This window comes from Caballeronia sp. ATUFL_F2_KS9A, assembly GCF_023630765.1.
GTDB classification, from domain to species: domain Bacteria; phylum Pseudomonadota; class Gammaproteobacteria; order Burkholderiales; family Burkholderiaceae; genus Caballeronia; species Caballeronia zhejiangensis.
Genome location: NZ_JALQEK010000002.1, coordinates 484,709 through 498,295 on the forward strand (window position 1 = coordinate 484,709; position 13,587 = coordinate 498,295).

General features: G+C 62.8%; 15 protein-coding genes. 9 read left to right on the forward strand and 6 right to left on the reverse strand.

Features of this window, described 5'->3' with window-relative positions:
- Positions 1-5: 5 nt before the first annotated feature.
- Complete coding sequence (locus NCS67_RS04485; RefSeq protein ID WP_008350464.1) at positions 6-815, reverse strand: IclR family transcriptional regulator; 810 nt, start codon at positions 813-815, stop codon at positions 6-8.
- A 190-nt stretch (positions 816-1,005) separates the two neighbouring features.
- On the opposite strand from NCS67_RS04485, the gene NCS67_RS04490 reads away from it, so the two are divergent.
- Together NCS67_RS04490 and NCS67_RS04495 are read left to right on the forward strand one after the other, a co-directional pair.
- Positions 1,006-1,740: a (Fe-S)-binding protein gene (locus NCS67_RS04490; RefSeq protein WP_250434445.1), complete on the forward strand. Its 735-nt coding sequence runs from the start codon at positions 1,006-1,008 to the stop codon at positions 1,738-1,740.
- 13 nt (positions 1,741-1,753) lie between these two features.
- On the forward strand, positions 1,754-3,166 hold the full coding sequence (locus NCS67_RS04495; protein WP_250434447.1) for a lactate utilization protein B: 1,413 nt from the start codon (positions 1,754-1,756) through the stop codon (positions 3,164-3,166).
- 55 nt (positions 3,167-3,221) lie between these two features.
- Here the strand turns inward: NCS67_RS04495 and NCS67_RS04500 are convergent, their stop codons facing one another.
- Positions 3,222-3,752: a hypothetical protein gene (locus NCS67_RS04500; RefSeq protein WP_008350459.1), complete on the reverse strand. Its 531-nt coding sequence runs from the start codon at positions 3,750-3,752 to the stop codon at positions 3,222-3,224.
- Positions 3,753-4,024: 272 nt separating this feature from the next.
- On the opposite strand from NCS67_RS04500, the gene NCS67_RS04505 reads away from it, so the two are divergent.
- On the forward strand, positions 4,025-4,243 hold the full coding sequence (locus NCS67_RS04505; RefSeq protein WP_175979928.1) for a hypothetical protein: 219 nt from the start codon (positions 4,025-4,027) through the stop codon (positions 4,241-4,243).
- Positions 4,244-4,318: 75 nt separating this feature from the next.
- Here the strand turns inward: NCS67_RS04505 and NCS67_RS04510 are convergent, their stop codons facing one another.
- Positions 4,319-5,518: an amino acid aminotransferase gene (locus NCS67_RS04510; protein ID WP_008350454.1), complete on the reverse strand. Its 1,200-nt coding sequence runs from the start codon at positions 5,516-5,518 to the stop codon at positions 4,319-4,321.
- A gap of 332 nt (positions 5,519-5,850) precedes the next feature.
- On the opposite strand from NCS67_RS04510, the gene uvrB reads away from it, so the two are divergent.
- The 6 genes from uvrB to NCS67_RS04540 all read left to right on the forward strand — a co-directional run bounded on the left by uvrB (position 5,851) and on the right by NCS67_RS04540 (position 11,962).
- The gene (gene uvrB, locus NCS67_RS04515; RefSeq protein ID WP_008350451.1) at positions 5,851-7,947 is read left to right on the forward strand and encodes an excinuclease ABC subunit UvrB; all 2,097 of its coding nucleotides are present in this window, start codon (positions 5,851-5,853) and stop codon (positions 7,945-7,947) included.
- A 302-nt stretch (positions 7,948-8,249) separates the two neighbouring features.
- Positions 8,250-8,795, forward strand: coding sequence for an iron transporter (locus NCS67_RS04520; protein WP_008350449.1), 546 nt, complete (start codon positions 8,250-8,252; stop codon positions 8,793-8,795).
- Between the two features lie 88 nt (positions 8,796-8,883).
- Positions 8,884-9,192: a cupredoxin domain-containing protein gene (locus tag NCS67_RS04525; protein ID WP_372492535.1), complete on the forward strand. Its 309-nt coding sequence runs from the start codon at positions 8,884-8,886 to the stop codon at positions 9,190-9,192.
- A gap of 66 nt (positions 9,193-9,258) precedes the next feature.
- On the forward strand, positions 9,259-10,110 hold the full coding sequence (locus NCS67_RS04530) for an FTR1 family iron permease (RefSeq protein WP_250434450.1): 852 nt from the start codon (positions 9,259-9,261) through the stop codon (positions 10,108-10,110).
- Complete coding sequence (locus NCS67_RS04535) at positions 10,107-11,510, forward strand: 4Fe-4S binding protein (RefSeq protein ID WP_250434461.1); 1,404 nt, start codon at positions 10,107-10,109, stop codon at positions 11,508-11,510. The genes NCS67_RS04530 and NCS67_RS04535 overlap by 4 nt, the downstream gene beginning before the upstream one ends.
- Positions 11,511-11,548: 38 nt before the next feature.
- On the forward strand, positions 11,549-11,962 hold the full coding sequence (locus tag NCS67_RS04540; RefSeq protein ID WP_008350442.1) for a GlcG/HbpS family heme-binding protein: 414 nt from the start codon (positions 11,549-11,551) through the stop codon (positions 11,960-11,962).
- A 260-nt stretch (positions 11,963-12,222) separates the two neighbouring features.
- Here NCS67_RS04540 and hemP read toward each other — a convergent pair whose 3' ends face one another.
- The 3 genes from hemP to NCS67_RS04555 all read right to left on the reverse strand — a co-directional run bounded on the left by hemP (position 12,223) and on the right by NCS67_RS04555 (position 13,547).
- Positions 12,223-12,471, reverse strand: coding sequence for a hemin uptake protein HemP (gene hemP, locus NCS67_RS04545; protein ID WP_008350441.1), 249 nt, complete (start codon positions 12,469-12,471; stop codon positions 12,223-12,225).
- 148 nt (positions 12,472-12,619) lie between these two features.
- The gene (locus tag NCS67_RS04550; RefSeq protein WP_008350440.1) at positions 12,620-13,108 is read right to left on the reverse strand and encodes an SRPBCC family protein; all 489 of its coding nucleotides are present in this window, start codon (positions 13,106-13,108) and stop codon (positions 12,620-12,622) included.
- Between the two features lie 40 nt (positions 13,109-13,148).
- Positions 13,149-13,547 (reverse strand): OsmC family protein, encoded by a 399-nt coding sequence (locus tag NCS67_RS04555; RefSeq protein ID WP_250434463.1) that lies wholly within the window; start codon positions 13,545-13,547, stop codon positions 13,149-13,151.
- Positions 13,548-13,587: the final 40 nt, after the last annotated feature.

Consider the following 13,587-nt stretch of genomic DNA (forward strand, 5'->3'; position numbering starts at 1 on the left):
AGAAATCAGCGATGCGCGTGTTGTTGCGCGTCGGAAGCTGCCTCTTCCGGGTGATATCCCAGCGATTGCGAGATCTCGAGCGCCGTGTGGCTCAATTGTTTCAGCCAGGCGTCCTGCAGACGATCGGCGGGCGCGGACAGCGACAAGCCGGCGACGAGGCGTCCCGTATCGTCGTAAATGCCCGCCGCGATACAGCGCACGCCGAGTTCGAGTTCCTCGTTGTCGCGCGCGCACGCCTGCTGGCGCACCAGCGACAGTTCGCGCTCGAGTTTCGAGAGATCGGTGATGCTGTTCTGCGTGTGGCCGGAGAGACCGGTTCGCATCGCATACGCGCGTACGCGCGCGGCTTCGTCGGCGGCGAGAAACAGCTTTCCGACCGACGTCAGATGCAACGGCGCGCGGCCGCCGATCGCACGCACGACCTGCATGCCCGAGCGCTCCGAGTACGCGCGCTCGATATAGACGATCTCGTCGCCTTGCCGCACGGAAAGATTGACGGTCTGCCCGGTCTGCCGATGCAACTCGCGCATCGGCGGCATCGCGGCTTCACGCACCGAAAGACGCGCCTTGACGAGATTGCCGAGCTCCAGCAAGCGCATGCCGAGGCGATACGTGCCGGGGTCCGACCGGTCCACGAGCCGGCATAGCACCATGTCGTTCAGAATGCGATGCGCCGTGGATGGGTGCAGATCGGTGCTCTGGGCGAGTTCTTTCAGGCTGACGGGGTCAGTGTGATCGGCGAGGGCGTCGAGAAGACGCATCATGCGCTCGATCACCTGAATGGAGGTTTTGGATTCCGGGTTCGTATCGCTCATCGTGAAAAATCGGTTGATGCGTCAAACAGCGGAATGGGGATTGTATCTCATAATGTGAAAAAAGCGAACGCTTCGCCAAAACAATGCGCTCGTCGATGACATCGATGGCCAGCGAGAAGCCCGTCGCGCGGGACTTATCAAGGATAATCGGCGCTGCGTTCACATCACTCCACAAACAGGAAACGCCCCAATGCGAGTCGGATTATTCGTGACATGTCTCATCGACATGATGCGCCCGGAAATCGGCTTCTCGGTCGTCAAGCTGATCGAGCAGGCGGGTTTCGAAGTCGTCGTGCCGCCGTCGCAGACCTGTTGCGGCCAGCCTGCCTACAACTCGGGCGATCGGCCGCTCGCCCGCGATCTCGCCGAAAAAACGCTGCGTGAATTCGAGCAGTTCGACTATGTCGTGGTGCCGTCCGGTTCGTGCGGCGGCATGATCCGCGCGCACTACGGCGATCTCTTTCGCGACGATCCGCAATTGATGAGCCGCTTCGCGCGCCTTCAGCCTCGCGTGTTCGAACTGACCGATTTTCTCGTGAACGTCGCGAAGGCGCGCATGGAGCCGGGCGTGTTCGACGGCATGGTGACGTATCACGATTCCTGCTCGGGTCTTCGCGAACTCGGCGTGAAATCGCAGCCGCGCGAGCTGCTCGCCCAGGCAGGCGTGCCCGTGACCGAGATGGCCGGATGCGAGCATTGCTGCGGCTTCGGCGGCACCTTCGCGGTGAAGTACGGCGACATTTCGACGGCGATCGTCGATGAGAAATGCGCGAACATCAAGGCGAGCGGCGCGGATACCGTCGTGCTCGGCGACCTCGGCTGCATGCTGAACATCGAAGGGCGCCTGCGCCGCACCGGCGATACCTCGACGCGCGTGCTGCATATCGCGCAAGTGCTCGCGGGCGACGCGGCGCGTCGCGCCTGAAGGAGACAAACGGATGCAAGTCCAGACGATGCACTTTAAGGCGCGCGCGGGAAGCAAGCTCGCCGACGAGCGCCTGCAGCAGAATCTCACCAAGCTCTCGACCAAGTTCGTCAGCGCGCGTGCGAGCGCGGTGCGCGACATCGACTTCGAGGCAACGCGCGCCGCGTTGAAGGAGCGCCGCAATCGCGCGCTCGAGAATCTCGACGTGTGGCTCGAAACCTTCGAGCGCGAGGCGACGCGTCGCGGCGCGACCGTGCTTTACGCCGAAACGACGCAGGACGCGGCGAAGCTCGTCGCGGACATCGCGCGCAAACACGATGTGAAGAAGGTCATCAAGACCAAGTCGATGGTCTCGGAAGAGATGCAGCTGAATCGCGTGCTCGGCGAGATGGGCGTGCAGTCGATCGAGACCGATCTCGGCGAATACATTCTGCAGATCAACGACAACGAGCCGCCGAGCCATATCATCGCGCCGGTCGTGCATAAGGATAAGGAGCAGATCGCGGATCTCTTCGCGAAGACGCACAACAAGCCACGCCTCACCGACATCCCGGAGATGACGCGCGAGGCGCGGGAAGTGTTGCGGCCGCATTTCATGTCGGCGGACATGGGCGTGACGGGCGGTAATTTCCTGATCGCGGAGACGGGGTCGGTGGCGGTCGTCACGAACGAGGGCAACGAAGGCATGTGCACCGTGATGCCCCGCGTGCATGTCGCGGTGACGGGCATCGAAAAAGTGCTGCCGACGCTCGAAGATCTCGCGACCGCGATGCGCCTCCTGCCGCGCTCGGCGACCGGCCAGACGATCTCGAATTACTTTTCGCTCTTGACCGGACCGCGCTCGGCCGACGAGACGGACGGGCCCGATCATATGTACTTCGTGCTCGTCGATGGCGGCCGCACCGGGCTTATCGGCGGCGAGTTTCAGGAGATGCTGCGCTGTATCCGCTGCGGCGCGTGCATGAATCATTGCCCGGTCTATCAGAAGATCGGCGGACATGCGTATGGATGGGTGTATCCGGGACCGATGGGCTCGGTGCTGACGCCGGCTTATGTCGGCATCGACAAGGCGCTCGATCTGCCGCAAGCCGCAACGCTTTGCGGCGAGTGCAACAGTGTTTGTCCGGTCGGCATTCCGTTGTCGGATCTGCTGCGCAAGCTGCGCGAGAAGCAGATGGAGCGTCGGCTGCGTCCGTGGAACGAGCGCGCCGCGCTCGCGGCGTGGGGCTATCTCGCGAAGCGGCCGCTCGCCTATGCCCTTTTCACGAAGCTCGCGGTGCGCGTGCTCGAACGCATCGGCGGCAACAAGAAGACGATTTCACGACTGCCGTTCGGCGCCGGATGGACCGACACGCGTGACATGCCCGCGCCAGTCGGGCGCACATTCCGGGAGCTGTACAAGGCGCAGCATTCGCATCTCGGATAAAACAAGGCCGCGCCGGATCTTTCGATCGGGCGCGGCCTTTGTCGTCGAAGCGCTTTTATCCGCCGTACCGTCCCAGGAAGCCGCGCGAATTGCCGCCCTGCGAATTGCCCCCACCGCCATTCGCGGATGGTGGCGGGGCGCGATTCGGTCCCGGCGGCCGACCGCCCACGGACTGAGGCGCCGGCGAGTTGCCTGCTTGCGGGGGCTGCGCTGCCGGAGGACGGCCGCCGCCTGCTTGCGGTGGCGGACCGTTCGGATGTCCGCCGCCCGCCTGCGGAGGCGGGCCGCCCGGACCCCGGTCGCGCGGCGGATGCCCGCCGCGCCATCCGCCCGGCGGCGGACGACGCCAGCCGGGACCATCGTCCCAATATCGGTTAGGCGGACCGTAGTAAATCGGGCCCGGCCCGGAGTAGTAACCGCCGCCTACGACGACGCCCGGCGGCGGGCCACCGTAGTATCCGTAGCCCGGGTCGTCGTAGACAGCAGGGTAGCCGCCGCCATAGGCCGACGCATCGGGATACGCCGCGCAACCACCGAGAAGTGCGGCAGACGAAGCAAGCAAGACACCAGCGACTGCGGATTTCATGATCGTGGGAAATTCTGTAGAACCATTACTGAATAAGACATCATCGGCGCGTGGATGTCGCGAACAACTTTGTAAGCCTTTATGACGGCAAGCTGTCATAAAGGCGCGAGCGGGCGCGACGTTCATCAAAACGGCTTGTTGTCCCGGGCGCAACAATCCTTTGCTTTTCAACGGCTTTTTAAGGTCGGGACAAGTCCGTAAAATTCGAAATGTCCATCAGTGGGTTCCCTTGATCCGATGCCCACTGCGACACATCGACCAAAGGCAGTCCCATGAGAAAGACAATATCGACCTACTGGCCCGTCGCCATCCTGTTTCCGATCGCGCTCGCGTTCTGCATGCACGCCGGCGAGGGCAGCGACGCGGCAATGCGCCATGAAGAAACCAGCGTCGCGGGCGTGAGCGCAGAACTGGCGCGCGCGATTTCGCTCGGCTTCGTCGACGACGAAGACGCACAACCCGCTGCCGTCTCGGCGGAAAAGACGCTCTGATCCGCCGGTTTTCGACGCACACAAAAAATGGCGCCCGCAAAGGGCGCCATTTTCATTTGGACGCGGCCGAACTGCTTACTTGAGCACGGCGGCGACCGCGTTCGCGACGGCGTCGAGGTTGCGCGTGTTCAGCGCGGCCACGCAGATGCGGCCCGTGCTCACGGCGTAGATGCCGAATTCTTCACGCAGACGATCGACTTGCGCAGCCGTCAGACCCGAGTACGAGAACATGCCGCGCTGCTTGTTGACGAACGAGAAGTCCCGATCGACGCCGCTCGCCTTCAGTCGCTCGACGAGACCGTTGCGCATTGCGCGGATACGATCGCGCATTTCGCCCAGCTCCTGCTCCCAGGTCGCGCGCAGTTCCGGCGACGCCAGCACGGCCGCGACGATCGAGCCGCCGTGCGTCGGCGGGTTCGAATAGTTCGTGCGGATCACGCGCTTCAGTTGCGAGAGCACGCGTGCCGATTCTTCCTTGCTCGTCGTGATGATCGACAGTGCGCCGACGCGCTCGCCGTACAGCGAGAACGACTTCGAGAACGACGACGACACGAACACGTTCAGTTCCGATGCCGCGAAGAGACGCACGGCGGCGGAGTCCGCGTCGATGTTCTCCGCGAAGCCTTGATACGCCATATCGAGGAACGGCACGAGGTTCTTCGCCTTCACGACTTCGACGATCTGCTTCCACTGCTCGTCCGACAGATCGACGCCCGTCGGGTTATGGCAGCACGCGTGCAGCACGACGACGGTGCCCGCCGCGTAGCTGTTCAGCGCGGCGAGCATGCCGTCGAAGTTCACGCCGTGCGTGGAGGCTTCGTAGTACGGGTAGTGGACCACTTCGAAACCGGCGCCTTCGAAGAGCGCGCGATGGTTTTCCCAGCTCGGATCGCTGATCGCGACGACTGCGTTCGGGTTCAGGCGCTTCAAAAAGTCCGCGCCGATCTTGAGCGCGCCCGTGCCGCCAAGCGCCTGCGCCGTCACGACGCGGCCCGCGGCGATCAGCGGCGAATCGTTGCCGAGAAGCAGCTTCTGCACGGCGGCGTCGTAGGCGGCGATGCCGTCGATCGGCAGATAACCGCGCGGCAGCGCGGCATCGACGCGCGCTTTCTCGGCTTCGCGCACGGCGCGCAGGAGCGGAATCTTGCCTTCTTCGTTCGTGTACACACCGACGCCCAGATTGACTTTGGTCGTGCGCGTATCGGCGTTGAAGGCTTCGTTGAGGCCCAGGATCGGGTCGCGGGGAGCGAGTTCGACGGCAGAGAAAAGAGACATGATCTATCGGCAGTGGAGGAAAGACGTGCGGCGGGGAAGCGTGGCGACGACGGCATCATGCCGTCGAGCCCAGTCGCACATTGTAGCGAATCCGGCGCGGCTTTTCGGCCGAATATGGCGCGAATGCGCGCGCTTTTTGGCCCTTAATTCCGCGAACACGCCAAAAGCGCGCGATAAAAAAGGGCGTGAGCCGGTGCGCTTGAGATCGGCGAACCATGCCCAATCTGATGGAGACTACGCTTCCACATCCCGGTCACGTCCAGGCGAGCGCGCGCATTGCGTACGACGCTAGAATGATTGTTTGCCTCAGGCGCTGACTTTCTCGATTTCTCATGTCCGACACTCTCATCGCATCCCCGGAAGAACTGGACGAATCGAAGTTCGTCACGTTCGAAGGCTCGCCGTTTCAGTTGTATCAGCCGTATCCGCCCGCGGGCGATCAGCCCGACGCCATCGCGAAGCTCGTCGAAGGCGTCGAGGACGGTCTCTCGTTTCAGACGCTGCTCGGCGTGACCGGCTCGGGCAAGACCTTCACGATGGCGAACGTCATCGCGCGGCTCGGCCGTCCGGCGATCGTCTTCGCGCCGAACAAGACGCTCGCCGCGCAGCTCTACGCGGAATTCCGCGAGTTCTTTCCGCGCAACGCCGTCGAGTATTTCGTCTCGTACTACGACTATTACCAGCCGGAAGCGTACGTCCCGCAGCGCGATCTCTTCATCGAGAAGGACTCGTCGATCAACGAGCACATCGAGCAGATGCGGCTTTCGGCCACGAAAAGCCTGCTCGAACGGCGCGACGTGGTGATCGTCGCGACGGTGTCCGCGATTTACGGTATCGGCAATCCGTCCGAATATCACAAGATGATTCTCACGCTGCGCACGGGTGACAAGCTCGGCCAGCGCGACGTCATCGCGCGCCTGATCGCGATGCAGTACACGCGCAACGAAGCCGATTTCCAGCGCGGTTCGTTTCGCGTGCGCGGCGACACCATCGATATCTTTCCGGCCGAGCACGCGGAAATGGCGGTGCGCGTCGAGCTCTTCGACGACGAAATCGAATCGATGATGCTCTTCGATCCGCTCACCGGACGCGTGCGCAACAAGATTCCGCGCTTCACCGTGTACCCGTCGTCGCATTACGTGACGCCGCGCGACACCGTCATGCGCGCGATCGAAACCATCAAGCTCGAATTGCGCGAGCGGCTCGAATTCTTCCACAGCGAGGGCAAGCTCGTCGAAGCACAGCGGCTGGAGCAGCGCACGCGCTTCGATCTGGAAATGCTGCAGGAGCTCGGTTTCTGCAAGGGCATCGAGAACTACTCGCGGCACTTCTCGGGCGCGGCGCCTGGCGAGCCGCCGCCGACGCTCGTCGACTATCTGCCGCCCGATGCGCTGATGTTGCTCGACGAGTCGCACGTATTGATCGGCCAGTTGAACGGCATGTACAACGGCGACCGCGCGCGCAAGGAAAATCTCGTCGACTACGGTTTCCGGATGCCGTCCGCGCTCGATAACCGGCCGCTCAAGTTCAACGAGTTCGAGCGCAAGATGCGCCAGGCGATCTTCGTTTCCGCGACGCCCGCCGACTACGAGCAGCAGAAGGCAGGGCAGGTGGCCGAGCAGCTCGTGCGGCCGACGGGTCTCGTCGATCCGGAAATCGAAGTGCGTCCGGCGCGCTCGCAGGTCGACGACGTGCTCTCGGAAATCAACGCGCGCGTGGCGGTGCAGGAGCGCGTGCTCGTCACGACGCTGACCAAGCGCATGGCCGAGCAGCTGACCGAGTTTCTCGCCGATCACGGCGTGAAGGTGCGTTATCTGCACAGCGATATCGACACGGTCGAGCGCGTGGAAATCATCCGCGATCTGCGGCTCGGCACATTCGACGTGCTCGTCGGCATCAACTTGCTGCGCGAGGGTCTCGATATTCCCGAAGTCTCGCTCGTCGCGATTCTCGACGCCGACAAGGAAGGCTTCCTGCGCGCCGAGCGCTCGCTGATCCAGACCATCGGGCGCGCGGCGCGTAATGTGAACGGCAAGGCGATTCTCTACGCCGACAACATGACCGATTCGATGAAGCGCGCCATCGGCGAAACCGAGCGGCGCCGCGCCAAGCAGATGGCGCACAACGAGAAGATGGGCATCACGCCGCGCGGGGTGGAGAAGCGCATCAAGGACATCATCGATGGCGTCTACAACGCCGACGACGCCCGCGCCGAGCTGAAGGAAGCGCAGGCGCGCGCGAAGTTCGAAGACATGTCCGAGAAGCAGATCGCGAAGGAAATCAAGCGCCTCGAGAAGCAGATGATGGATCACGCCAAGAATCTCGAATTCGAAAAAGCGGCGCAGACCCGCGACCAATTGGCGCTCCTGCGGCAGCGCGTGTTCGGGGCGAACGTGGGCGATCACGTGAGCGGAATCGGCGGTAAGTAAGCAATATGTAAGTGATTTTCAAGGCTTAATTCGAAAGGCGCGGCGAATCGGACGGTTCGCCGCGCCTTTTTTATGCCCGCCGCGATCGTGCGAGTCGGCGAAAAGCCTTACTGCGCCTAGGTCTGTAAGCTCGCTCAAATTGTTGCGGGAATCGAACGATGCTAAACTGACGAACATTGAGAATGGTTCGTATTAACGTTCACAGAGTTGTGCTAACGCCGCCGACCGAGCGGCGCTCCGGTATCTCAGTGGCAAGGCTCGCGTGGCACGCGTGCCAATCGATAACAACAAGGAGTTTTCTGATGGGTTCAACGTTGATGCGCGGCCTTGTCGCCGCCGCAGGTCTCACGGCGATGATGGCAGCGTCGGCAGCCGAATATCCGATCGGCAAGCAGCACATCGAGGCGGGCATGGAAACGGGCGCCGTGTATCTGCAGCCGATCACGATGTCGCCGGAAGGCATGATGCGCAAGGCGTCGGATTCGGATATCCACCTGGAGGCGGATATCCACGCGGTCAAGAACAACCCGACCGGTTTCGCCGAAGGCGACTGGATGCCGTATCTGCAAGTCACGTATGAACTCACGAAGGTCGGCACGACGCAGACCATCAAGGGCGACCTGATGCCGATGGTCGCGAGCGACGGCCCGCACTACGGCGACAACGTCAAGCTCTTCGGGCCGGGCAAGTATCACCTGAAGCTGCATATTTCGCCGCCGTCGCAGGAAGGCCACATGGCGTTCGGCCGTCACACCGACAAGGAAACGGGCGTCGGTCCGTGGTTCAAGCCGTTCACGATCGAGTACGACTTCCCGTTCGCGGGCATCGGAAAGAAGGGCGGTTACTGATCGTCCGTGGCGCCCGGCATCCCGGACCGGGCGCATTCACTCTCAGGAAGTACGCATGAAGCTGAAAAATCAGGTGGCCGCGCTCGCGATGTCCGCGTTTGCCTTTGCCGGGATGAACATGGCGCACGCCGCCGACCTGCCGACGTTCAAGCTCGAAATGAACGACGGCAAGCTCAATCCGGCGCGCATCGAAGTGCCGGCGGGGCAGCGCATCAAGATCGAAGTGCATAACGTCGGCAAGGGCGCCGCCGAGTTCGAAAGCGTGCAGTTGCGCAAGGAAAAAGTGCTCGCGCCGGGGGCGGATTCGTTCGTGGTGATCGCACCGCTGGATCCGGGTGAATACAAGTTCTTCGACGATTTTCATCAGTCCGCGCAAGGCGTGATCGTCGCGAAGTAACGGAATGTGCCGCGCGATGTTCGCACCGCGCGCGGCCGCTTGAAGTGAAATTGCTGGAGGTCGGGTATGGGGCAGGTACTTTTCATCGTGTGGCGAGAGAGCGTCGAGGCGTTGCTCGTCGTCGGCATTCTCTACGCGTGGCTGAAGAACGGCGATCATCAGGCGCGCCGGGGCCTGCCTTATCTGTGGGCCGGCGTTGTCATCGGCCTGCTCGCGGCGGTGGCGCTGGGCGCCGCGCTCATCGGCTTCACCGAAGTGCTGTCGGGCGATGCACAGGATTACTTCCAGACCGCGATGGTGCTGATCGCCTGCGTGCTGATCGTGCAGATGGTCCTGTGGATGAAGCGCCACGGACGCACGCTCAAGCGCGACATGGAAACATCGCTGCAAAAGAGCACGCAGGACGGGCACTGGTGGGGCATCGCGGTGCTCGTCGCGCTGGCGATCGCGCGCGAAGGCAGCGAGACGGCCGTGTTTCTCTACGGCGTCGGCTTCGGTCAGTCGGGGCACGTCGACGCGTCGCAGTACATCGCGATCATTCTCGGCTTCGGTCTCGCGCTGCTGACGTTCTATATCCTGCAACTCGGCGGCAAGATCTTCTCGTGGCGCTCGTTCTTTCGCGTCACCGAAATCATGCTGCTGTTCCTGGCGGCCGGCCTCTTCGAAACGGGCGTCGACAAGCTGATCGACATGGAAGTGCTGCCGGTCATCGTCAATCAGGTGTGGAACACGTCGTGGCTGCTCGATGATTCGAGTACGTTCGGATCGCTCGTTACTACGCTCACCGGTTATCGCGCGCATCCCGCGGGCATGAATCTCGTCGCGTATGCGGTGTACTGGGTCGTCATCTATCTTCTGCTGCGCCGTTCGAACACCCAGATGGCGCAAAAACAAAAGGCGGCAAGCCGTCCAGCATGAGTTCCGTAATGCGTAGACCGGGCCGGCTTCAACAAGCCGGCCACTGGATGCAACGTCACGGCAGCACGATCCGCATGATTCAGTGGGTCGTCGTTGCCGTGTATGCATTTCTGATCATCGTTCCCGCCGTGATGCCGCTGCCGGACGGCGCCGCGCATCTGTGGAGCAATCTCACGCTCGCCGCGCAGTTCGTGTTCTGGGGCATCTGGTGGCCGTTCGTGCTGCTGTCGATGGTCATGCTCGGGCGCGTCTGGTGCGGCGTGTTGTGTCCCGAAGGCGCGCTGTCGGAGTTCGCGAGCAAGTTCGGCCGCGGCTGGGCGATTCCGCGCTGGATGCGCTGGGGCGGCTGGCCGTTCGTCGCATTCGGGCTCACGACGATCTACGGGCAGATGGTCAGCGTCTATCAGTATCCGAAGGCGGTGCTGCTCGTGCTCGGCGGCTCGACCGTCGGCGCGATGATCATCGGCGTGCTGTATGGCCGCGAGAAGCGCGTGTGGTGCAAGTATCTGTGCCCGGTCAACGGCGTGTTCTCGCTGCTCGCGCGCCTCGCGCCGTTTCACTACAAGGTCGACGAAGAAGCGTGGCGCCGTTCGTACACGAAGGGCGAGCACGGCCATCGCGTGATTCCGATCAACTGCGCGCCGCTCGTCCCGCTGCGCAACATGAAGGGCGCACAGGACTGCCACATGTGTGGCCGATGCAGCGGCCATCGCGACGCCATCGCGCTCACGTGGCGCTCGCCGTCCGAGGAAGTCGTGAAGCTCGGCGACAAGGCCGCGAATCCGTGGGACACCGCGCTCATTCTGTACGGCCTGCTCGGCATCGCGATCGGCGCGTTCCACTGGACCGTGAGCACCTGGTTCGTCGATCTGAAGCAATTTCTCGCCGCCTGGCTGATCGATCACGACATCCTCTGGCCGCTCGACACCAACGCGCCGTGGTTCCTGTTCACGCATTACCCGGAACAGAACGACGTCTTCTCGTGGCTCGACGGCACCATGGTCATCGGCTATATCGTCGCCACTGGGTTCGTGTACGGCACGGCGCTGCTCGGGCTGCTCGCCATCGGCACGCGCATGCTCGGCAAGATGAACGCGACGCGCCTGCATCACCTGACGCTCGCCCTGATCCCGATTGCGGGCGTCGGCGTGTTCCTGGGCCTGTCCGCGACGACGGTATCGCTGCTGCGCGCCGAGCATCTGCCGTTGTGGTGGGTGCCGGGTCTGCGGCTCGGCTTGCTCGCGGCCGCGAATCTCTGGAGCGCGTGGCTTGCGTGGCGCGTGACGGGGCGCCATGCATCGTCACTTGTTCCGCGCCTTCTTGCGATGGTATGGTTTGTCGCTGCGCTGGCCGTTGCGGACAGCGCGTGGTACCTGATGTTCTGGGGCTTCAGCCGATAAACCGTCCACGCCGTCAAGCGCGGCAACGAGAGCGAGAAGTGAGAACCAAACCCGTACTGACCGACGAAGACGTCAAGGCGATGGCCGCGGCCGCCGAGACGCATGCGAGAGAACACAACTGGAACGTGACGATTGCGATCGTCGACGATGGCGGACATCTGCTGCATCTGCATCGTCTCGACGGCGCAGGCGCGAGCACCGCCGAAATGGCGACGGGCAAGGCGCGCACCGCCGTGCTCGGCCGTCGCGAAACCAAGGTCTACGAAGACACCATCAAGCAGGGCCGCACGGCGTTCCTCTCCGCGCCGATGACCGCAATGCTCGAAGGCGGCGTGCCGATCTTCGTGGGCACGGACATCGTCGGTGCCGTCGGCGTGTCGGGCGTGAAATCGGATCAGGATGCGCAGATCGCGAAGGCGGGCATCGCGGCGCTCGGCATCGAGAACGTCTGAAGCATTCGCGCAATAAAAATGGCACGTCCTCGTAACGAAGACGTGCCATTCTGTTTTCGGATGCAGCGCTCGTCGGCGCGCATCGTGACCCAAGCAGGAACCAAAAAAAAGCGGCTTCGCTTGCTATCGACGACTGGCTGGTGTTTGCACGAAGGGGTCTAATTTCTCGCGTGCAAGTCGTCCTCGCTGGCTAAGGCCAAACACCTCTTGGCGAGGTGGTCCCCACAATACCCGGTACTACGGCTGTTCTTGCCTGCGCGTCATTTCGTCAGGATCAGTTTGCCCAAACGCGTCGCACGCAACTGGTACGTCTCTCCGTTATGCACGATGCTCACGTGACTGCGTCCCTGCAGCAGCGCGTCGCTTTTCAGCGATCGCTCGCCGGTGCTGTCCCCCGCGTGCGCGACATGAACCGTTGTCACGGTCGTCGCCTTCGGGCGGGTGATCGCGGCGTCGCGGACAGCCGGGCGGCGCAGCCTGAGCGTGGAGGATCGCGGCGTATCGGTCATGTCGGAAAATGTGCGTTCGTTGATTCGATGGGTCTATAGTAAATGATAACTATTCCTATTTGCAACTAGACTTTCCGATTGAAGCGCCTCTTTCGATAGCCAGTCTCGATGCGGCCGCGAAACATTCGCCACCGCATCCGTCAGAGGCTCAATGCAGCGGACTCTCGTCCCTGCGGCCGTGCGCGAACTGGCGAATGAGCCGCACGGTGTCGATGTCCGACTCGCGGTACGCCGACTTCACGATTTCCTGCGTCTGACGCTCATCGGGCGTGGCGTTTTCGTTCTCGGGCAGCGTCGTGGCGTAAGTGAAGCGCAGGAAGAGCTGGACCGCATCGGGCTGCTCGATCGCCATCGTGAGCGAGCCGCCGACGTAATCGGCGGTCGGCAGAATGTCGTAGCGCACGCTGGTGCCGGGCGTGAGCGTCACGCGGTCGCGCACGGTCGCCTGGCCGTAGTGGAGTTCGCGTTCCATCGTGTCGCCATCGCGCGCGAGGATGTCGCAGCTATCCAGGCCGATCACGAATAGTTGCGGCTGCTCGGCGCGCAGCACGAGGCCTTCCCAGAGCTGCTCGCGCGTCAGCGATTCGAGAAGCGGATTGAGCGGATCGTTGATCTGGATCAGGTGTTCGAAATTCAAGACGACGTTTCCCTTGGACGTTCGTGGTGCCCGCGATGCGTCACTGCGGCGCGAGTCCGGATTCGATGTGAATCGCGCCGGACAGGACCTTGTGCATCGGGCACGCATTGGCAATTTGCAAGAGCCGTTCCCGCTGGTCATCGGACAGCGCGCCCGTGAGCGCGATGCGCCGGTCGATGTTCGTGCCGTCGGCGGTGCTTGTCATCGACAACTCGACGTGTACGCCTTCGAGCGGCCACTCCTTGCGCTTCGCGTACATCTTCAACGTGATCGACGTGCATGCGCCGAGGCTCGCGAGCAGCAGCGACGCGGGTTCCGGTCCGGTATCGCCGCCGCCGATGCCCGCCGGCTCGTCCGCGACCCACGAATGCGTCCCGTCGCCGAGACGGACCTGATAGTCGATGTTGCCGATGCTGGCGGTCACGGAAGGTCCGGCCATGCGTGCTCCTGGTTGAAGTTGAGACTGCAAGATTGACGAC

Coding starts and splice junctions, on each gene's coding strand:
- NCS67_RS04485 (WP_008350464.1), bottom strand. CDS start 815: ATGAGCGATACGAACCCGGAATCCAAAACCTCCATTCAGGTGATCGAG.
- NCS67_RS04490 (WP_250434445.1), top strand. CDS start 1,006: ATGCGAGTCGGATTATTCGTGACATGTCTCATCGACATGATGCGCCCG.
- NCS67_RS04495 (WP_250434447.1), top strand. CDS start 1,754: ATGCAAGTCCAGACGATGCACTTTAAGGCGCGCGCGGGAAGCAAGCTC.
- NCS67_RS04500 (WP_008350459.1), bottom strand. CDS start 3,752: ATGAAATCCGCAGTCGCTGGTGTCTTGCTTGCTTCGTCTGCCGCACTT.
- NCS67_RS04505 (WP_175979928.1), top strand. CDS start 4,025: ATGAGAAAGACAATATCGACCTACTGGCCCGTCGCCATCCTGTTTCCG.
- NCS67_RS04510 (WP_008350454.1), bottom strand. CDS start 5,518: ATGTCTCTTTTCTCTGCCGTCGAACTCGCTCCCCGCGACCCGATCCTG.
- uvrB (WP_008350451.1), top strand. CDS start 5,851: ATGTCCGACACTCTCATCGCATCCCCGGAAGAACTGGACGAATCGAAG.
- NCS67_RS04520 (WP_008350449.1), top strand. CDS start 8,250: ATGGGTTCAACGTTGATGCGCGGCCTTGTCGCCGCCGCAGGTCTCACG.
- NCS67_RS04525 (WP_372492535.1), top strand. CDS start 8,884: ATGTCCGCGTTTGCCTTTGCCGGGATGAACATGGCGCACGCCGCCGAC.
- NCS67_RS04530 (WP_250434450.1), top strand. CDS start 9,259: ATGGGGCAGGTACTTTTCATCGTGTGGCGAGAGAGCGTCGAGGCGTTG.
- NCS67_RS04535 (WP_250434461.1), top strand. CDS start 10,107: ATGAGTTCCGTAATGCGTAGACCGGGCCGGCTTCAACAAGCCGGCCAC.
- hemP (WP_008350441.1), bottom strand. CDS start 12,471: ATGACCGATACGCCGCGATCCTCCACGCTCAGGCTGCGCCGCCCGGCT.
- NCS67_RS04555 (WP_250434463.1), bottom strand. CDS start 13,547: ATGGCCGGACCTTCCGTGACCGCCAGCATCGGCAACATCGACTATCAG.